Origin of the sequence: Pelistega europaea (assembly GCF_013133775.1) — a bacterium.
Taxonomy (GTDB): Bacteria; Pseudomonadota; Gammaproteobacteria; order Burkholderiales; family Burkholderiaceae_B; genus Taylorella; species Taylorella europaea.
The window spans coordinates 1-20295 of record NZ_JABGBO010000008.1 but is presented as its reverse complement, the minus strand read 5'-3'; the positions used below and the strand labels follow the sequence as shown (position 1 = coordinate 20295).

Genomic DNA, 20295 nt, shown 5'->3' with positions numbered 1-20295 from the left:
CATTTATTTTATTCAAAATACCTGCCATCTATATGTTAACGCAAGGCACCTCACAAAGGGTCTTGTCATTCTTCTTGATATTACAACGCCTTACGCCGCAATAAAAAGAAGATAAACACAATTCCCCCAAGAAACTCAATCACCACACTTAATACCCCTTGCAATCCTAATACATGCTCAAACACAACCTGTCCTAATACAAGGGCAATAGATGCAATCAAAAAAGCAGCGGGAATGAGTAAACTATGTCGATAAGTTTTAATGTATTCATATGTCATACCCGACACCAACAGCCCAAAAAAGGTGACTGGTCCCACTAAGGCGGTCGATACAGAGACGAGAAGTGCAATCAGAAACAAAAAGAAAACAACACATTTTTTGTAATCTAACCCTAGATTAATTGCTTGATCTCTTCCTAAGGAAAGCACATCTAATTGATGTCGATAGTGCCAAATGATTAAACTCACCACCACAATGATAGGAACACTAAATACCAGTAGGTCGGTTTTAATAACATTAAATTGGGCAAAACTCACACTTTGTACAACAGAGAACTCTTCTGGGTCAATTATTCGCTGAATAAAGGAAGTCAAACTCCTAAATAACACCCCTAAAATAACCCCTGTTAAAATCATTCGATAAAGGTCTTCATGGGCTTTAGTAAATAGCAAAGAAAAGAGCAGCATAGAAGCCAACATCATTACACCGACCTCCACAAAAAACTTTATCCCCGTAGCTAAGCTACTATAAGCAACGGCTCCCAAGACAAACACCAATATTGTTTGCACCAACAAATACATCGTATCAAACCCCATAATGTATGGAGTCAAGATACGATTATTCGTAATGGTTTGAAAAAGTATGGTTGATACTGACACAGCATAAGCGACTGTGATAAGGGCTAATAATTTTCCCCCACGAAATGGAAGAATAAAGTCCCACCGCCCATTTGCCTTAACGGTCATAAATAGAATCATCGCAATGACAAGGCTTATGAGTAGCAATATCAGACGACCGTAAACCTGTTTGTTTTCCTTTTCTATTGCGGATGGTTGATGAGGAATGGAAGGAATTACCTCATGAGAGGGTTTCAAGTATTTTGTCATGAGATTTTCCTTGCATAAGTAGGTCGTTTATATAACAAATAGAGAAATACTATAGACCCTAATACTCCAATCACTGTACCAATAGGAATTTCATATGGATAATTTAAAAGACGACTTAAAATGTCACACGCCAATATCAAAACAGCTCCCGAGACCATAATCCAAGGTAAAGTATGTTTGGCATCATCTCCCATTAAACGACTCACGATATTTGGAACAACCAGACCAATGAAGGGTATTCCACCCACAGTCACTACAACCATGGCTGAGATTAATGCCACAATAACCAATCCTATCACTGTAATTTGTTGATACTGGAGACCAAGGCTAGTACTAATTTCTTTGCCCAAACCAGCCAAGGTAAATTGGTTTGCATAAATATAGGCCAACACACATAGGATTGCCGTACCCCATAACAACTCATAACGGCCAGCCAAAACACTCGAAAAATCACCTAAAATCCACGATACTAATGATTGCATCATGTCATACTCATAGGCGATAAAAAGACTTATTGAGCTAATCACCCCTCCATAGATAATGCCTGTTAAGGGAATAAGCAAGGTCGCGGTGGGAGGTAATCGACGGACGATTAACATAAAACCGCCTAGACCAGCTATTGCAACACATGCGGCAATCACCATCTTTAGTCCGATGGCAATGCTAGGAAATAGCAGTGTCACCAGTAACAAGCCTAATGCTGCAGACTCTGTGGTACCTGTCATCGAAGGCTCAACAAAGCGATTGCGCATCAACATTTGCATAATGACACCCGCATTGGCCATAGACATACCTGTGAGAATGACAGCAAAGGTTCTTGGCAAACGGCTGTTGATAAAAACCTCTCTTGCGGAGTGATCATTTAATAAGGAGTGCCAGGATACATTACTCACCCCTACAAATAAGCTCATCACAAAGAGAAAACACAATAGTCCAAGTAAGCTAATTTTAAATTTCATCTCGCTAACTACCGTAGCAAAAAAACCTTAGCCTAGGACAGCCAAGGTTTTGCTAACCTTCTGGGTGGTAATGATTTACTTACTAAAAGCGTCTCGCAATAACTTTAATTCCACCATCATTTGATGATAACCACCAGAAGCTAGATAAGAAGAGTTGTCAAGATAAATAACATGTTTATTCTGGAATGCCTTAATACCCTTGAGTAAGGAATTTTCCAGTACGGTCTTCGCACTATCTCCTTTACCTCCAACAGCACTTGTACGATCAAGTACAATAATCCAATCAGGGTTCATCTCACGAATAAACTCAAAAGAAACAGGGTTGCCGTGGCGTGCATCACTTTCACTTTTGTCTGCAGGAATTAGACCAAAATCATTAAATAAATAACCAAAACGTGATTTATCGCCAAAAGAAGAAACCTTTTGACCATTAACCATAATCATCAATGCATTACCTTTATTTTTGAGGGCTTCTTTTGTTTTCTCTAACTCAGTTGCTAAATTTTTGCTTAATTCAGCAGCCTTTTCCTCTTTTCCGAATAACACACCATATTCTTTTAGTAGCGTTTGCGCACGCTCAACATTAACACCAGGATTAGTCATATCAATCACAGGAGCAATTTTGCGTAATTCATCATATTTTGGTGACATGCGTCCACCGATGATAATAGCCTCTGGCTGAATACCGTTTAGTTTCTCCATATCAGGCTCAAAAAGCGTTCCAACATTGGTACCCTCTTTAAAAACTTGCTCAAGATAATCGACTCTGGCTTTGTTAGGCACACCTTTAGGATGAACCCCTAAAGCATGCAACGTATCTAAGGCAGATAACTCGTATACTGCCACTTGATTAGTCAATGGTTTATCAAATTTAACAGCCCCTCTTGCGGTATTCACCTCTAAAGCATAACTACTAGTTGCACTAATAACACCTAAAGCAAAAATCAACGATTTAAAAAACTGCATAATATACTGACACTCCAAAGTTCCTCTTGAACACTTTTACGAGAGCCATCAATAGCTTATCTGAGGGTTCAAGAGAATTTATTAATAATGAAAATAGAAACTATTATCATTATATTAGATAAAAAAAGGGATGTCAGTTAAACATTTGTGTTTGAAACGGTTTTTAATAATTGTTAATCTTCTGCGCAAAGATACATTTTATTGCAAATAACAGACACCCTACGGCAAGTAGCAGGGTCAAGGAGGCAAATCCAATCCAATCTACTATTAATCCATATAACATTGTCATCAATGCCATGGCGGCAGTCGCAGCCCCTGACTTAAAGGCATTCATATAACTTAAATGCTCTATAGGACATTGCACAGTAAAGGTATTATTTTCCAAGGAATAAGCGACTTCAAAAAAGAAAAGAAAAGAAAGAAGAAATAACCAGTTAAGCCCAACCACGGGATATGTGTAATCACACTTGCACCCAAAGCCAAGGCGGTATACAAGACACAGAAAGGCAAACTATAGCGACGCTGCGATTGTATATTCCGTTTGATTAAATGACTCACCCACAAAGCACCAAATAAAAAAGCAAAGCTCACAAAACCTTGCATTAACGCAGCATTATTGAGGGATAAAGATAAATGCTCCATCGGCAAGGTAGTCCTTGCGATATAGTGGAATCCTTGAAATAGCCCTGTAATAACAATGAGATGTACCAATGGTGCCGTTACCACTTTATCTTGTTTTAATAATCCAAAAACCTCTTTCCAATATCGTAAAAACCGGGGTTTAGTGGAACGAATAGCAGGATGAAAAGTTAATAAAGTATATAAACCAATGCTTCCTAATAACAACACAGCATTCATAATAGATACCTGCCAACTATTCATCTGGTGAATAAAAAGCATTGCTAACACACCCCCCCCCTAAAGCCCCTAAATATCTTGCACTATCATATAAAGAGACCGATAATGGCAATAACCCAGCAGGCATGTAAATTTTTAATGCTACCGCCCCTGCTGACTTCATCGTATTTTCACAAAAGCCTCGCAAGCACAACAATACAAAAAACAAGGGCATGTTTTCTTTAAAGAAATATCCTACCCCTAATGAAGCTCCTACAGTAAATAACTGAATAATAATCAAGGACCATTTAATTGGAAACTGATTATTAATCCAACCATTTAATGGTAAAAACAAGATGGGTAAAAACCACTGCACAACATAAACAATTCCTGCTGAAAAGCTCGAGGCTGTCTGCAAATAAGTTTTTAGCACTAGAGTACTCAATAACAGCACACTACCCAAATTCGTTAAGAAAAAGGCCAACCACAAGCAAATAAAAGCAGGGAATGTACATAATTGAATAAAACTCGAGGGCGATTGTTGTGCTTGCATAAAATCTCTACTTATCCATTGACCTTCTTAGTTGCAAAGATGGATAAGCAGTCTCAATATCCCTAAAAAGTTGTTCTATTAAACTCTCCAAGGCGGCATTATCTTTCATCTGCAACTGCACTCTCCCCAGGATATAACCTGCTGGTAATGTCTGTGGGTACTGTTGTGGTAAATCCCACTGCAAAGATTTAATACAAGGACGATATTTCTCCACCAGCTGCGTATCAAAAGGTTTTGCTAAAACACATGATTGAGCTAATTGAAAACGTCTAGTGGCAATAAATCCAAAATCATGAGGATTGGGAACTGAAAATGCTTGCCCCGAATAAAGGGCAATCAATGTTTCATATAAATCCTGCCCTGTTAAATTCTGATAGAGCCTTGGCATACTCCCCCCCATCATTCGAGGGTTGGCCTCTACTAGTCGAGGTCCCTTGTCGGTAAGCATAATTTCAATATGGAATAAGCCAAAATCTAAACCTATCGCCTCAATCACTTGTTTAGCATAACTTACCGCACTATCCCATGTATCCTCATCAATGGCAGCAGGCATGGAAATACCGACTTCTTCTGTTTCCTTTTCAACACTCCGATGACGTGCCGAAACCATAAAGACAAAATAATTCTGCTCTCGGCGAGCAATTTCTACTGAGATAATTTTTCCCTTGAGATATTCCTCTACTAAAACACCAAAGCCAATTTCTTGCTGTATCGCCTCAGGAAGCTGTTTTCTGGTGGTCTCTATTTCATGCCATACCCCATCAAAGTCCGCTAGGGTATTTAATCGGTAGGTCATTAAACTAGCAGCGCCCGAACGCGGTTTCAAAATGACAGGCAACCCTATTTTTTGGATACAAGCCAATAGCTCTTCTTTCGTTTCTGCATAGTGATATTGAGCAGAGGGTATATGGTGTTGTGCTAACCGTTCACGTGTTTTATCTTTGTCTCGACAAATATTAACCGCTTCCACAGAAGTAAACGGCAACTGCAATGCTTGTGCCACGTAAGCTGCAGAACGCATGGCAGGTTCTAACGTACAGATTACTGCATGAATAGGTGATTGTTGATGAATGTCTTGAGCGACCTGTAATACTTGTTGTGGGTGATTGGTATCAGGAAGCTCTTTCCAATAATCGACACAAGACAAACTCGCTTTATCCTGTGCAGAATATAATTGCCATTGTTCTGAACTGATAAAACTAACCTGGTGCCCTAATGCTTTTGCCTTTCGCAAAGCATCTAAACCATAACGGTTACTATCAATAAATAAGATATGCAACTTTACACCTCGTTTTATCACACCCATGCCCTTGCACTACTCTACTGGTAGTTAAATCTCATGGTTAGCTACAAGACGTTTAATATCAAGCAAAGGGTGTCTTTCAAAAGATATTCAGTATATCAGCATCAACATAACCTGTATCTATATAGTAAGGATATTGGGTCAAAATAGGATGGCGAGTCTCCTTTAGTACAGACTTTGTTTCAATATCACTTAGCTGAAAGGCTATATTGAGTCATGGGACGCCCGAGAGTATTTAAAATAAATCCGCATACACACCAATTTTTCTCCTTTTTGGTGTGTGCTGTTCCAATGCACACCATTTTCAGCAATTTTTGGTGAGTATTATTTTAATGCACACCATTTTCGGCAATTTTTGGTGAGTATTTTAACGACACATGCATGATAATAATTACCGTGGATAATTTAGAAAGACTTCAAAAAATTCAAAAAAGAATAAATAACTATACACAAAAACAGCAAAAGCTCGCCTGTATGAGATACAAAATCTGCTTTTTAAGACATTACTAATGAAAAAGCCAGCTGTTACTCCCCCTGGAGCTGGTACATGAGCCGCCAACAAGATACTGTATAAAAAATGCCCGAAAGAGCTATCCACTCTTCCGGGCATTTATATTGATTCAAGAATAAGCAACCGTTATTCTTCAGAGCCACCTTCGTCAGTAGAACTGCTTGGGGTACTAAAGAACGACGCCATCGCTGATTCAAGAGAAACGGGGGCTTGTGTCTCAAATGGGTTTTCTTGAGCACGTTGCGCCACACGATCTTGGTAATTTGCAGTTTCCTTAGCGCGGCGAGCATTGTGATATGACAAGCCAGTACCAGCAGGAATCAAACGACCCACAATTACGTTTTCTTTAAGACCACGAAGTTCATCACGTTTACCCATAATCGCCGCTTCAGTCAAGACACGAGTTGTCTCTTGGAACGATGCAGCAGAAATAAATGAGTCTGTAGATAGAGATGCCTTAGTAATACCTAATAAGACGTTTTCATAAGTCGCTTCACGTTTACCTTCTTCACGAACACGATCGTTTTCGTTTAACATGGCAGAGCGTTCAACTTGTTCACCTGGGATAAAGATAGTATCACCTGGATCCACAATATTTACGCGACGGAGCATTTGACGAACAATAACCTCAATGTGCTTATCGTTAATCTTCACACCTTGTAAACGATATACGTCTTGTACTTCGTTCACAATATATTGTGCTAACGCTTCAATACCTTTTAAGCGAAGAATATCGTGTGGGTCAGAAGGACCGTCAACAATAAGTTCACCTTGGTTCACCACTTGACCATCATGAACAAGTACTTGTTTCTCTTTTGGAATCAAGATTTCATGAGTTGTCCCGTCTACCTTAGTGATAACAAGTCGTTGTTTACCCTTGGTGTCTTTACCGAAAGATACAGTACCTGTCACATCAGCAAGGATACCTGCATCTTTTGGTGAGCGTGCCTCGAATAGTTCAACCACACGTGGAAGACCACCAGTAATATCACGGGTTTTTTGTGATTCTTGAGGAATACGAGCAAGTACTTCACCCACATCAACGTCTTGGCCATCACGAATTGTAATCAAAGCACCAACTGGGAAAGTAATGTTCACAGCATGCTCTGAACCAACGATTTTCACCTCTTCACCTTGCTCATTCAAGAGCTTAATTTGTGGGCGAAGAGCAGAACGACCTGAACGTGCTTTTGGTGTGATAACTACAAGTGTAGAAAGACCAGTTACCTCATCCACTTGTTTAGCTACAGTAACGCCCTCTTCAATATTTTCAAAGCGAACTTTACCTTTGTACTCAGACACGATAGGACGAGTCAATGGGTCCCAAGTTGCTAGCTGAGCACCTGCTTTAACCGCATCACCATCACCTACAAGTACAGTTGCACCATAAGGGATTTTGTGACGTTCACGTTCACGATTTTGATCATCAAATACCACAATTTCACCAGAACGAGAAATTGCAATACGCTCACCCTTGGCGTTGGTGACATAACGCATACTACCAGTGAAACCAACACGACCAGCAGATTTCGTTTCTACTGCAGAGGCTAATGACGCACGAGAAGCTGCACCACCAATGTGGAAAGTACGCATGGTTAACTGTGTACCAGGCTCACCAATAGATTGAGCAGCAATCACACCCACTGCCTCACCACTATTAACAAGGTAACCACGACCTAAATCGCGACCATAGCAGTGTGCACATAAACCACGACGAGTTTCGCAAGTCAATGGAGTGCGGATTTTCACTTCGTCAATACCTAGTTTGTCGATAAGCTCTACTTTATCCTCGTCAAGTAATGTACCAGCAGGAATGGCTGTTTCTTGTGTATCTGGGTTGACAATATCAGCAGCCGCTACACGACCTAGTACACGGTCACGCAATGGCTCAATCACTTCACCACCCTCAACAAGGGCTTTCATGAGGTAACCATTCTTAGTACCACAATCGTCTTCTGTAATCACTAAATCTTGTGTCACATCAACAAGACGACGAGTTAAGTAACCAGAGTTCGCTGTCTTCAATGCGGTATCGGCAAGACCTTTACGTGCACCGTGGGTTGAAATAAAGTATTGCAATACGTTCAAACCTTCACGGAAGTTTGCTGTAATTGGTGTCTCAATAATAGAGCCGTCTGGTTTCGCCATCAGACCACGCATACCTGCTAGCTGACGAATTTGTGCTACAGAACCACGTGCACCAGAGTCTGCCATCATGTAGATAGAGTTAAATGACTCTTGACGTACTTCTTCACCGAAACGGTTAATCACAGGCTCAGTAGAGAGTTGTTCCATCATCTCTTTACCAACACGATCACCTGCTTTACCCCAAATATCTACCACGTTGTTGTAACGCTCTTGTGCTGTTACTAAACCTGATGAATATTGGTTATCAATTTCTTTAACCTCAGCACTTGCTTGAGCCAAGATAGCGTCCTTAGTCTTAGGAATCAACATATCGCCCATAGCAATAGATATACCAGCACGAGTTGCTAAACGGAAACCTGATTGAAGCAATTTATCAGCAAAAATCACAGTATCACGTAAGCCGCAACGACGGAACGATTGGTTAATCAAGCGAGAGATTTCTTTCTTCTTCAATGCCTTATTCAATACGCTGAATGGCAAGCCTTTAGGCAAGATTTCAGACAATAAAGCACGACCAACGGTTGTTTCAAAACGACGTAAAACAGGTTTATATTCACCATTTTCGTCTTTTTCGTACTCATTCAAACGTACAGTGATACGGCTTTGTAGACCAACCTCACCGCTGTTATAAGCACGGAGCATCTCTTGAATATCGGCAAAGAACATACCCTCACCTTTACCATTGATACGCTCACGTGTAGTGTAATAAAGACCCAATACCGTATCTTGAGAAGGTACGATAGATGGTTCACCTGATGCTGGGAATAAAACGTTGTTAGATGCCAACATCAAGGTACGCACTTCCATTTGTGCCTCTAATGATAGTGGCACATGCACCGCCATTTGGTCACCGTCGAAGTCCGCATTGAAAGCTGCACACACTAGAGGGTGTAATTGAATTGCTTTACCCTCGATAAGTTGTGGCTCAAACGCTTGAATACCTAAACGGTGCAATGTAGGGGCACGGTTAAGCATTACTGGGTGTTCACGGATAACTTCTTCTAGGATATCCCATACTACTGGCTCTTGAGTCTCTACCATTTTCTTAGCGGCACGGAATGTGGACGCCAAGCCTTGTGCTTTAAGACGGTTAAAGATAAATGGTTTAAACAACTCCAACGCCATCAATTTAGGAAGACCGCATTGATGTAATTTAAGTTGAGGACCTACAGTAATTACTGAACGACCAGAGTAGTCCACACGCTTACCAAGTAGGTTTTGACGGAAACGACCACCTTTACCCTTAATCATGTCTGCTAAAGACTTAAGCTGACGTTTGTTAGGGCCAGTCATTGCTTTACCACGGCGACCATTATCTAGCAATGAGTCAACCGCTTCTTGCAACATACGTTTTTCGTTGCGAAGAATAATCTCAGGAGCTTTTAACTCAATTAGACGTTTAAGTCGGTTGTTACGGTTAATAACTCGACGATAAAGGTCGTTTAAGTCTGAGGTCGCAAAACGACCACCATCTAGCGGAACCAATGGACGTAAATCAGGAGGAAGCACAGGTAATACTTCCATAATCATCCATTCTGGTTTGAGACCTGAACGTTGGAAACCTTCGATAACCTTAAGACGTTTAGAGATTTTCTTAACTTTAGCGTCTGACTTAGTGGTATCTAAAGAAGAGCGCAATAACTCTGCTTCTTTATCAATATCAATAGTACGAAGCAACTCACGAATAGCTTCTGCACCCATCAAGGCGATAAAGTCATCACCATACTCATCCATCTTGGCAAAGTACTCATCATCGCTCATGATTTGACCGCGTTTAAGCGGTGTCATACCAGGGTCAATCACGCACCATGCTTCAAAATACAACACGCGCTCAATATCACGCAATGTCATATCCAGTACCATACCTAGACGAGAAGGTAGGCTCTTAAGGAACCAAATATGTGCCACAGGGCTAGCCAACTCAATGTGCCCCATACGTTCACGGCGTACTTTACTTACAGTAACTTCAACACCGCATTTCTCACAAATAACACCACGATGTTTTAAACGTTTATATTTACCGCACAAGCACTCATAATCTTTGATAGGACCAAAGATTTTTGCGCAGAATAAACCATCACGCTCCGGCTTAAAGGTACGATAGTTGATAGTCTCGGGCTTACGGACTTCACCGTAAGACCAAGAACGAATTTTGTCTGGAGAAGCGATGCCAATCTTGATGGCATCAAACTGTTCATCCGGAGCGATTTGTTTGTAGAGGCTAAGCAATCCGTTCATTATTTTTTGCCCTCCAATTCCATATCTAATGCCAACGAGCGAATCTCTTTGACTAATACATTAAATGATTCTGGCATACCTGCATCAATCATATGATCGCCTTCTACGATGCTTTCGTAGACTTTTGTACGACCTGTAATATCGTCAGATTTCACCGTTAACATCTCTTGCAAGGTGTAAGATGCACCATAAGCCTCAAGTGCCCACACCTCCATCTCACCGAAACGTTGACCACCAAATTGTGCTTTACCGCCAAGTGGTTGTTGAGTTACTAATGAGTATGGACCTGTAGAACGAGCATGCATCTTATCGTCTACCAAGTGGTGAAGTTTGAGGTAGTGCATATAACCAATCGTTACTGGACGCTCAAATGGTTCACCTGTACGGCCATCAATGAGGTAGGCTTGTGTACGTGATTCAGTAAGATTCAAGCGTTTCTTGATGTCCTCTGGGTAAGCAAGCTCTAGCATTTGAGTAATTTCTTCCTCTGTTGCACCATCAAATACAGGTGTAGCAAATGGAACACCATTCTTGAGGTTGCGAGCCATCGCAAGTAATTGCTCATCAGACAATTTGTCTAGAGCTTCTTTCTTACCTGTACCATTGTAGACCTTGTCAAGGAACGCACGTAGTTCAGTCATTTGAACATTACGTTCATCAGCAAGCATATCAGCAATACGTTGGCCAACACCCTTAGCTGCCCAGCCTAAATGGACTTCTAATACCTGACCCACATTCATACGCGATGGTACGCCTAGAGGGTTAAGTACAATGTCTGCAGGAGTACCGTCTGCCATATGTGGCATATCTTCTACAGGAAGAATACGAGAGACCACACCCTTGTTACCGTGACGACCCGCCATCTTATCACCAGGCTGTAAACGACGTTTAACAGCAAGGAATACCTTAACCATCTTACGGACACCTGGAGGCAATTCATCACCTTGAGTTAATTTCTTACGTTTTTCTTCAAAGTTAAGATCAAACTCGTGACGTTTTTGTTCGATGGACTCTTTGGCTTGTTCAAGTGTTACTGCCACATCCTCATCTGCTGGACGAATGTCAAACCAATGCCATGGCTCTAATTGGTCAAGGTAATCAGCAGTAAGTGTAGTGCCCTTCAACAAGTGGTTAGGACCACCATTGGCTTTCTTGCCAATTAATACTTTACGTAAACGGTCAAATACGTCTTCTTCCACAATCGCTAACTGCGAGTTGAGGTCTTGACGGTAACGGCGTAATTCTTCGTCGATGATAGATTGGGCGCGTTTATCACGCTCAACACCTTTTCCAGTCAGTACTTGAACATCAATCACAGTACCTACCATGCCTGATGGTACACGTAATGACGTATCCTTAACATCTGACGCTTTTTCACCGAAAATCGCACGAAGTAATTTCTCTTCAGGAGTAAGTTGAGTTTCTCCTTTAGGAGTTACTTTACCTACCAACACGTCATCTGCTTTAACCTCAGCACCGATATACACGATACCTGATTCATCAAGACGGTTAAGCTGTGCTTCTGGTAAGTTAGAAATATCGCGAGTAATTTCCTCGTCGCCCAACTTAGTTTCACGTGCCATCACGGTCAATTCTTCGATGTGAATTGAAGTGTAACGGTCATCTGCTACGACTTTCTCAGAAATAAGAATCGAGTCCTCGAAGTTATAACCATTCCAAGGCATGAAAGCGATTAACATATTTTGACCCAATGCTAACTCACCTAAATCGGTAGAAGCACCGTCTGCCAATACGTCGCCACGTGCTACATGGTCACCAATCTTCACGATAGGACGTTGGTTAATATTCGTATTTTGGTTAGAGCGTGTGTACTTCGTGAGATTATAAATATCCACACCAACACCGCCAGAAGTGTTTTCACTATCGTTAACACGAATCACCACACGGTCTGCGTCGACGTAGTCTACGATACCACCTCGCACCGCTTGAACAGCTGTACCAGAGTCCACTGCTACAGTGCGTTCAATACCAGTACCTACAAGAGGTTTCTCTGCACGCAAGCAAGGAACTGCCTGACGTTGCATGTTGGCACCCATCAATGCACGGTTCGCATCATCATGCTCAAGGAAAGGAATCAATGAGGCCGCCACAGATACGATTTGAGATGGAGCCACATCCATATATTGCACCTTGTCAGGTGACATCAACATGGTCTCACCGGCTTCACGGCAGGCTACAAGGTCATCCATAAAGCGACCTTCTTCGTCTAAGTGAGCATTCGCCTGAGCAATCACGAACTTGCTTTCTTCAATAGCAGACAAGTATTCGATGATTTGTGTCACTTTACCATCAGCCACTTTACGGTATGGAGTTTCTAAGAATCCATACTCATTTAAGCGAGCATACAACGCCATTGAGTTAATCAAACCAATGTTTGGACCCTCAGGAGTCTCAATCGGACACACACGACCATAGTGAGTTGGATGCACGTCACGTACTTCAAAACCAGCACGTTCGCGAGTTAAACCACCTTGACCCAATGCTGATACACGACGTTTGTGTGTAATTTCAGAAAGAGGGTTAGTTTGGTCCATAAACTGAGAAAGTTGGTTAGAACCAAAGAATTCTTTAATCGCAGCTGAAATCGGTTTAGAGTTGATTAAGTCGTTAGGTAATAAATTGTCTGATTCAGCTTGACCTAAACGATCCTTAACTGCACGCTCTACACGTACTAAACCTGCACGGAATTGGTTCTCAGCGAGCTCACCTACGCAACGTACACGACGGTTACCCAAGTGGTCAATATCATCAATTTCACCACGTCCATTACGTAACTCAACAAGAATCTTAATAGTTTCTAAGATATCTTCGTTAGTAAGGGTAAGAGGACCTTCTGGAGTCACCCCACGACCTAGACGGCTGTTCACTTTCATACGCCCTACAGCAGAAAGGTCATACGTTTCTTCGCTGTAGAATAAGCGTTGGAATAATGCTTCAACTGCCTCTTCGGTAGGAGGCTCACCAGGACGCATCATACGGTAAATAGCAACACGTGCTGCCATTTGATCTGGTGTATCATCTGTTGCTAATGTTGCAGAGATGTAAGCACCATGCTCCAATTCATGCGTGTAAATAGTTTCAAATTCTTTAATGCCTGCTGTGCGTAAAGTCGCTAATAAAGACTCTGTCACTTCGGCATTGGCTTGTGCCAACACTTCCCCTGTATCTGGATCAGTAATAGTTTTGGCAATTGCACGACCTAACAAGAACTCATCAGGAACAGAGATTTTTTCAAGTTTAGCATTGGCAATATCACGCAAATGTTTAGCTGTAATACGTTTGTCTTTTTCAACAAGAACGTTGCCTTTCTTGTCAGTAATATCAAAGCGAGCAACTTCGCCTTTCCAACGAGCAGGCACAAAAGACAGTACTGCACCATCTTCGCGTAGTTCAAACTGGTCAAACTCAAAGAAGGTTGCAAGAATTTGATCATTGTTAAGACCAATGGCCTTTAACAACGTAGTGACTGGCATCTTACGACGGCGGTCAATACGGAAATATAGGAAATCTTTAGGGTCAAACTCAAAATCTAACCAAGAACCACGGTAAGGAATCACTCGAGCAGAGAATAATAACTTGCTCGAACTGTGGTTCTTACCACGGTCATGTTCAAAGAACACACCTGGAGAACGGTGTAATTGCGATACGATAACACGCTCAGTACCGTTAATGATGAAAGAACCAGTATCAGTCATCAAAGGCATATCGCCCATGTAAACTTCTTCTTCTTTCACTTCTTTAACAGTTGGCTTGCTCGCTTCACGGTCAAGCAACTCTAAGCGAATTTTCGCATACAGCGAAGAGTGGTATGTCAACCCGCGTAATTGACATTCTTTCACATCAAATACAGGGTCACGTAGACTATAGCTTACAAACTCTAAACGAGCTAAGCCATTAGCACTCTCAATAGGGAAAATAGAATTAAACGCAGCTTGCAAACCTTCGTTTTTACGATTTTGCGCACTAGTATCTTTTTGCAAAAAGGTACGATAAGAATGTAGCTGTGTCTCTAACAGGTATGGAACATCCTGAACTTCTTCACGTTTAGCAAAGCTTTTACGGATACGTTTTATTTCTGTGTACGAGTAAGGCATGAGCACTCCGACTCGAGAGGGTTGTAGGAATTATGGCCGGCCCATAATTCTAGGGATTTACGACTTCAGAAAAAATCACTTTCTGACCTATAATCAGGTTTGTTGAACAATTAAAATGTTCTTTTCGGAAGACGCAAACGACGTCATTTCAATCAGCAATCTCTCAAAAAAACCATGTTGTTAGCATATTTTTTGAGAAGACGCAAAAACCCGAAGAGGGCAAAAAGCTCTCTCCGGGGTTTGATCCTAAAGCTAGAATTATTTTAATTCTACTTTAGCACCAGCAGCTTCTAGTTTCTTCTTAGCTTCTTCAGCATCAGCCTTAGCTAAACCTTCTTTAACTGGTTTTGGAGCACCGTCAACAAGGTCTTTAGCTTCTTTCAAGCCTAAACCAGTGATTTCACGAACTGCTTTAATTACGTTCACTTTAGAAGAACCTGCGTCAGCAAGAACTACTGTGAATTCAGTTTGCTCTGCAGCACCACCAGCAGCACCGCCAGCAGCAGGACCTGCAGCAACTGCAACTGCAGCAGCAGATACGCCAAATTTTTCTTCAAACGCTTTAACTAAGTCGTTTAATTCCATCACAGTTAAAGAACCAACTGCTTCTAAAATGTCTTCTTTAGTAATAGCCATGCTATTAAACTCCTAAATATTGATAATCTAAACTTTTAAAATAAATAAAATCACGTATAAATCTTGGCATTAAGCAGCAGCTTCTTCGCTGGCTTTTTTCTCTGCCAAAGCTGCCAAACCACGAGCCATGCTTGACAATGGAGCTTGCATAACAAATAGTAGTTTTGACAATAGTTCTTCGCGGCTTGGGATAGATGCCAACTCTGCTACTTGAGCAGTGTTTAACAATTCACCGTTGTAAGAACCAGCTTTCAAGATGATTTTATCGTCTTGTTTCGCGAATTGGTGTAATACTTTCGCTGCAGCCACTGCATCTTCAGAAGCAGCGTAAACTAGAGGACCAACCATGTGATCCGCTAAGTTAGCGAAAGGAGTACCTTCAACTGCACGGCGAGCTAATGTGTTTTTAAGAACGCGTAAGTATACGCCTTCTTTACGTGCATTAACGCGCAATTCAGTCATGCTGGCAACACTAATACCGCGATATTCAGCTACAACCATAGTTTGAGCATTAGCAATTGCTTTACTAACCTCTTCTACCGTAGCTTTCTTGGCTTCAATATTGAGACTCAAGGTCTACCTCCGACTGTTAATAAACGAAATACCAACATGGTATTTCACCATCGCGGCAACCTAAAAAGACATTTACAAGAAATCTTGCCTATTCTTTCAGGACTACCGTCTGCGTAGGGCCTATTAGGATTAAATCAGAAGATCCCTACGGTCTTGGACATCTACTTAAAGAAATTTAAGTAGTCCACAGCTTATGGTGGTATATTATACCACCATAAAAATTAGTTTGATGCAGCTGCCAAAGAAGCTGTATCTACTTTAGCACCACCACCCATAGTAGATGATACTGATAATTTACGTAGATAAACACCTTTAGCTGCAGCTGGACGTGCTTTATTTAAAGCATCAACAAGTGCTAACAAGTTTTGTTGCAACTGTTCTACGCCGAAAGATGCACGACCGATAGTAGCGTGAATGATACCTGCCTTGTCAGTACGGTATTGTACTTGACCTGCTTTAGCATTTTTAACTGCTGTAGCTACATCAGGAGTCACTGTACCTACTTTAGGGTTTGGCATCAAGCCACGAGGACCTAACACAGTACCCAAAGTACCTACGATTCGCATAGTATCTGGGGATGCAATAACAACATCAAAGTTGATATTACCTGCTTTAATGTCAGCAGCTAAATCTTCCATACCAACAATATCAGCACCTGCTGCTTTAGCTTGTTCAGCTTTGTCACCTTGAGCAAATACTGCTACACGTACAGTTTTACCTGTACCAGCAGGCAACACAACAGAACCACGAACGAGTTGGTCTGATTTCTTAGGATCAATACCCAATTGAACTGCTACGTCAACAGACTCGTCGAACTTAGCAGTTGCTGTTTCTTTAACGAGTGTTAAGGCTTCTGATACTGGGTATAATTTGCTGCGATCAATTTTCGCTGCAATAGCAGCAGCACGTTTAGATAATTTCGCCATGATTATACGCCCTCAACAGTAACACCCATACTACGTGCACTACCAGCGATAGTACGAACAGCTGCATCTAAGTCAGCAGCAGTCAAGTCAGGGGCTTTAGTTTTTGCGATTTCTTCAGCTTGCGCGCGAGTCAAAGTACCAACTTTGTCTACGTGTGGACGAGAAGAACCTGATTGAATACCAGCAGCTTTCTTGATAAGAATACTTGCTGGAGGCGTTTTCATCACGAAAGTGAATGATTTATCTGCATAAGCAGTAATAACAACAGGAATTGGCAAACCAGGTTCCATGCCTTGAGTTTTAGCATTGAACGCTTTGCAGAATTCCATAATGTTCAAACCACGTTGACCTAATGCAGGACCAATTGGTGGTGATGGATTTGCTTTACCAGCTGGAACTTGTAGCTTAATAAAGCCGACGATTTTCTTCGCCATGTTTATGCTCCTTACGGGTTATACGCCTAACGGCTCCCCGGGGTTAAAAATTCAGGTTCTTAGAACCTATCCAAAATATGATTGAATTACCTCAATCATAATCAAACTGAAAAACTGCAAAGTCCCAATAAGGATACTTATGCAGTCTTTTCAACTTGACTAAAATCTAATTCTACTGGTGTGCTACGGCCAAAAATCATCACATTAACACGAACTTTGTTCTTCTCGTAGTTAACTTCTTCAACCACACCATTAAAGTCAGCAAATGGACCCTCTTTGATACGGAGAGACTCACCCACTTCAAATAAAACTTTAGGACGTGGTTTCTCACCACCTTCCTGAATTTGAGATAACAAACGATCAACTTCGTGTTGAGGAATCGGAGTAGGACGAGAATTTGGACCTCCTCCCAAGAAACCTGTCACACGATTAGTACTCTTCACCAAGTGCCATGCTTCATCAGAGAATTCCATCTCAACAAGCACATACCCTGGGAAAATGCGACGCTCGCTAACAGCTCGAGTACCTCCACGGCTTTCAACAACCTCTTCTGTTGGCACAAGAATGCGACCAAAAGAATTCTGTAAACCGTGCTGTTCAATACGCTCTAATAAAGAACTATGAACCTTTTTCTCCATGCCAGAGAAAACGTGTACAACATACCAACGCATACTCATAAGCTCGTGTCCTTAGTTCCAACCTAGAACGACGCCATAGACGATCCAAGTGATTAGCTTATCAATTACCCATAACAAGAGTGCCATGACAGCAACAAAGGCAAAAACGATACCCGTCATTTGAATGGTTTCTTTGCGAGTAGGCCATACAACACGCTTCATTTCTGCGTATGAACCTGTGGCAAAACCAAAAGCTCGTTTACCTGTATCGCTAGTGGCAGCAAGTGCAATAGCAACAACCAAACCTACGATAAACATACCGAGGCGGATATAAATATTGTAATCAGTGAAAAATGAATAAGCAAAAATTCCAGCAATCAAAATAACGACTGCTAGAATCAATTTAACTTTATCACCTGAGTTAGAAACGGTTTCGACTTGGCTAGTGTTTGACATATTCTTTGTGTGCGGAAAAACCGCTTTATGTGGCGGGGGCAGTAGGAATCGAACCTACAACCTTCGGTTTTGGAGACCGACGCTCTGCCAATTGAGCTATACCCCCATCAACGCTATTTACTTCAGCGTCCGGGTAGTCATGCGACTACCCGATATTTGGCAACTATCTAATCTCTACTTAGAATTAAGCAGTAATCTTAGATACAACACCTGCACCTACGGTACGACCACCTTCACGGATCGCAAAACGTAAGCCTTCTTCCATCGCGATCGGCGCAATCAACTCTACATCCATCGCTACGTTATCACCTGGCAATACCATCTCTTTGTCCGCTGGCAAATTAATAGTACCTGTCACGTCTGTCGTACGGAAATAGAACTGTGGACGATAACCTTGGAAGAATGGTGTGTGACGACCACCCTCTTCTTTTGAAAGAATATACACTTCCGCTGAGAATTTAGTATGTGGCGTAATAGTACCTGGTTTCGCTAACACTTGACCACGCTCTACCTCTTCACGCTTAGTACCACGAAGCAATAAACCTACGTTATCACCCGCTTGACCTTCGTCTAGTAACTTACGGAACATCTCCACGCCTGTGCAAGTTGTCTTCGCTGTATCACGGATACCTACGATTTCAATCTCTTCACCTACGTGAATCACTCCACGCTCAATACGGCCTGTTACCACTGTACCACGACCTGAAATAGAGAATACGTCCTCTACTGGCATCAAGAAAGCACCGTCAACTGCACGCTCTGGAGTCGGAATGTATGAGTCTAACGCCTCAGCCAACGCCATAATCGCTTGTTTACCCAATGGACCTTCGTCACCCTCAAGAGCTAATTTAGCTGAACCCTTGATGATTGGTGTATCATCACCTGGGAAGTCATAGCTTGATAACAACTCACGAACTTCCATCTCTACCAACTCTAACAACTCTTCGTCGTCTACCATGTCAGCTTTGTTTAAGAATACCACAATGTATGGTACGCCTACTTGACGTGACAACAAAATGTGCTCACGAGTTTGTGGCATTGGACCGTCTGCTGCTGAACATACTAAAATCGCACCGTCCATTTGTGCTGCACCAGTAATCATGTTCTTAACATAGTCAGCGTGTCCTGGGCAGTCAACGTGCGCATAGTGACGGTTCGCTGTTTCATATTCTACGTGTGCGGTGTTAATAGTAATACCACGTGCGCGCTCTTCAGGAGCCGCGTCAATCGCGTCGTAAGCCTTCGCTTCACCACCGAACTCTTTCGCTAATACAGTAGTAATCGCTGCTGTTAATGTTGTTTTACCGTGGTCAACGTGACCAATCGTACCTACGTTTACGTGTGGTTTGGTACGTTCAAACTTACCTTTTGCCATGACCAAGACTCCTGAAATGTCTTAATGGAAAATTAAATGAAAAATCTGCTCTGGTGCCCATGGCGGGAATCGGACCCGCGACCTCTCCCTTACCAAGGGAGTGCTCTACCACTGAGCCACATGGGCGAAATTCTGTAATGGAGCGGGTGAAGGGAATCGAACCCTCGTCATCAGCTTGGAAGGCTGTTGCACTACCATTGTGCTACACCCGCTAAACCTAAAACCAGCCCTTTATTTATTCTAGTAGCTGTGATAGATGCTTAAGCTCGATAAAGAACAAATAAAAGAGAGGTGGTGGTAGAGGTTGGATTCGAACCAACGTAGGCGCTAGCCAACAGATTTACAGTCTGCCCCCTTTAGCCACTCGGGCACTCTACCCCAAAGGAATTTGAGATTATGAACTGATTTTCTAGTATTGTCAACAGATTTCTACTAGAAATATAGGGATTTACAACAGTAATACACTCTTCTCATCAAGAAGTTGTTGTATTTTTGTAGCAAGCCAGCATTGTAGCAAAACCTGCACAAAAACTCAAAATTTT

Annotated in this window: 15 protein-coding genes and 4 tRNA genes; all 19 read right to left on the bottom strand. The window is 41.9% G+C overall.

Annotated elements, in window-relative coordinates; translation table 11 throughout:
• Positions 1 to 80 precede the first annotated feature (80 nt).
• The 19 genes from HKX40_RS07820 to HKX40_RS07730 all read right to left on the bottom strand — a co-directional run bounded on the left by HKX40_RS07820 (position 81) and on the right by HKX40_RS07730 (position 20131).
• A complete protein-coding gene (locus HKX40_RS07820) occupies positions 81 to 1106 on the bottom strand; it encodes an iron chelate uptake ABC transporter family permease subunit (RefSeq protein ID WP_246233640.1) in 1026 nt (341 codons plus the stop codon).
• Positions 1103 to 2065, bottom strand: coding sequence for an ABC transporter permease (locus HKX40_RS07815; RefSeq protein ID WP_171589023.1), 963 nt, complete (start codon positions 2063 to 2065; stop codon positions 1103 to 1105). The genes HKX40_RS07820 and HKX40_RS07815 overlap by 4 nt, the downstream gene beginning before the upstream one ends.
• Before the next feature lie 75 nt (positions 2066 to 2140).
• A complete protein-coding gene (locus HKX40_RS07810) occupies positions 2141 to 3031 on the bottom strand; it encodes a siderophore ABC transporter substrate-binding protein (protein ID WP_171589022.1) in 891 nt (296 codons plus the stop codon).
• 348 nt (positions 3032 to 3379) lie between these two features.
• Positions 3380 to 3940: a hypothetical protein gene (locus HKX40_RS07805; protein WP_171589021.1), complete on the bottom strand. Its 561-nt coding sequence runs from the start codon at positions 3938 to 3940 to the stop codon at positions 3380 to 3382.
• Positions 3906 to 4421, bottom strand: coding sequence for an MFS transporter (locus HKX40_RS07800; protein WP_171589020.1), 516 nt, complete (start codon positions 4419 to 4421; stop codon positions 3906 to 3908). Before HKX40_RS07800 ends, HKX40_RS07805 begins: the two co-directional genes overlap by 35 nt.
• A 7-nt stretch (positions 4422 to 4428) precedes the next feature.
• Positions 4429 to 5727 carry an ATP-grasp domain-containing protein gene (locus HKX40_RS07795; RefSeq protein WP_171589019.1) on the bottom strand — a complete coding sequence of 433 codons (1299 nt, stop codon included), beginning with the start codon at positions 5725 to 5727 and terminating at the stop codon, positions 4429 to 4431.
• 634 nt (positions 5728 to 6361) lie between these two features.
• On the bottom strand, positions 6362 to 10621 hold the full coding sequence (rpoC, locus tag HKX40_RS07790; RefSeq protein ID WP_171589018.1) for a DNA-directed RNA polymerase subunit beta': 4260 nt from the start codon (positions 10619 to 10621) through the stop codon (positions 6362 to 6364).
• Positions 10621 to 14736 (bottom strand): DNA-directed RNA polymerase subunit beta, encoded by a 4116-nt coding sequence (gene rpoB / locus HKX40_RS07785; RefSeq protein ID WP_171589017.1) that lies wholly within the window; start codon positions 14734 to 14736, stop codon positions 10621 to 10623. Before rpoB ends, rpoC begins: the two co-directional genes overlap by 1 nt.
• A gap of 258 nt (positions 14737 to 14994) precedes the next feature.
• On the bottom strand, positions 14995 to 15372 hold the full coding sequence (gene rplL, locus HKX40_RS07780) for a 50S ribosomal protein L7/L12 (RefSeq protein ID WP_171589016.1): 378 nt from the start codon (positions 15370 to 15372) through the stop codon (positions 14995 to 14997).
• 69 nt (positions 15373 to 15441) lie between these two features.
• Complete coding sequence (gene rplJ / locus HKX40_RS07775) at positions 15442 to 15945, bottom strand: 50S ribosomal protein L10 (protein ID WP_171589015.1); 504 nt, start codon at positions 15943 to 15945, stop codon at positions 15442 to 15444.
• Between the two features lie 221 nt (positions 15946 to 16166).
• Positions 16167 to 16871 (bottom strand): 50S ribosomal protein L1, encoded by a 705-nt coding sequence (rplA, locus tag HKX40_RS07770; RefSeq protein ID WP_171589014.1) that lies wholly within the window; start codon positions 16869 to 16871, stop codon positions 16167 to 16169.
• A gap of 2 nt (positions 16872 to 16873) precedes the next feature.
• Positions 16874 to 17305, bottom strand: a complete 432-nt coding sequence (gene rplK / locus HKX40_RS07765) for a 50S ribosomal protein L11 (protein WP_171589013.1) — start codon at positions 17303 to 17305, stop codon at positions 16874 to 16876.
• Between the two features lie 137 nt (positions 17306 to 17442).
• Positions 17443 to 17982, bottom strand: coding sequence for a transcription termination/antitermination protein NusG (gene nusG, locus HKX40_RS07760; RefSeq protein WP_171589012.1), 540 nt, complete (start codon positions 17980 to 17982; stop codon positions 17443 to 17445).
• A gap of 12 nt (positions 17983 to 17994) precedes the next feature.
• Complete coding sequence (secE, locus tag HKX40_RS07755) at positions 17995 to 18378, bottom strand: preprotein translocase subunit SecE (RefSeq protein ID WP_171589011.1); 384 nt, start codon at positions 18376 to 18378, stop codon at positions 17995 to 17997.
• Positions 18379 to 18408: 30 nt separating this feature from the next.
• Positions 18409 to 18484 (bottom strand) — tRNA-Trp (locus tag HKX40_RS07750).
• 78 nt (positions 18485 to 18562) lie between these two features.
• Positions 18563 to 19753 carry an elongation factor Tu gene (tuf, locus tag HKX40_RS07745; protein WP_171589010.1) on the bottom strand — a complete coding sequence of 397 codons (1191 nt, stop codon included), beginning with the start codon at positions 19751 to 19753 and terminating at the stop codon, positions 18563 to 18565.
• 51 nt (positions 19754 to 19804) lie between these two features.
• Positions 19805 to 19879 (bottom strand) — tRNA-Thr (locus HKX40_RS07740).
• 12 nt (positions 19880 to 19891) lie between these two features.
• Positions 19892 to 19965, bottom strand: a tRNA-Gly gene (locus tag HKX40_RS07735).
• A gap of 80 nt (positions 19966 to 20045) precedes the next feature.
• Positions 20046 to 20131: transfer RNA gene (locus tag HKX40_RS07730), tRNA-Tyr, on the bottom strand.
• Positions 20132 to 20295 lie beyond the last annotated feature (164 nt).

Bases quoted from the DNA above. Each gene is read 5' to 3' on its own strand.
- tuf (WP_171589010.1), bottom strand. From the start codon at position 19,753: ATGGCAAAAGGTAAGTTTGAACGTACCAAACCACACGTAAACGTAGGT.
- HKX40_RS07815 (WP_171589023.1), bottom strand. From the start codon at position 2,065: ATGAAATTTAAAATTAGCTTACTTGGACTATTGTGTTTTCTCTTTGTG.
- HKX40_RS07810 (WP_171589022.1), bottom strand. From the start codon at position 3,031: ATGCAGTTTTTTAAATCGTTGATTTTTGCTTTAGGTGTTATTAGTGCA.
- rplL (WP_171589016.1), bottom strand. From the start codon at position 15,372: ATGGCTATTACTAAAGAAGACATTTTAGAAGCAGTTGGTTCTTTAACT.
- rplK (WP_171589013.1), bottom strand. From the start codon at position 17,305: ATGGCGAAGAAAATCGTCGGCTTTATTAAGCTACAAGTTCCAGCTGGT.
- nusG (WP_171589012.1), bottom strand. From the start codon at position 17,982: ATGAGTATGCGTTGGTATGTTGTACACGTTTTCTCTGGCATGGAGAAA.
- HKX40_RS07795 (WP_171589019.1), bottom strand. From the start codon at position 5,727: ATGGGTGTGATAAAACGAGGTGTAAAGTTGCATATCTTATTTATTGAT.
- rpoC (WP_171589018.1), bottom strand. From the start codon at position 10,621: ATGAACGGATTGCTTAGCCTCTACAAACAAATCGCTCCGGATGAACAG.
- HKX40_RS07820 (WP_246233640.1), bottom strand. From the start codon at position 1,106: ATGACAAAATACTTGAAACCCTCTCATGAGGTAATTCCTTCCATTCCT.
- HKX40_RS07800 (WP_171589020.1), bottom strand. From the start codon at position 4,421: ATGCAAGCACAACAATCGCCCTCGAGTTTTATTCAATTATGTACATTC.
- rpoB (WP_171589017.1), bottom strand. From the start codon at position 14,736: ATGCCTTACTCGTACACAGAAATAAAACGTATCCGTAAAAGCTTTGCT.
- secE (WP_171589011.1), bottom strand. From the start codon at position 18,378: ATGTCAAACACTAGCCAAGTCGAAACCGTTTCTAACTCAGGTGATAAA.
- rplA (WP_171589014.1), bottom strand. From the start codon at position 16,871: ATGGCGAAATTATCTAAACGTGCTGCTGCTATTGCAGCGAAAATTGAT.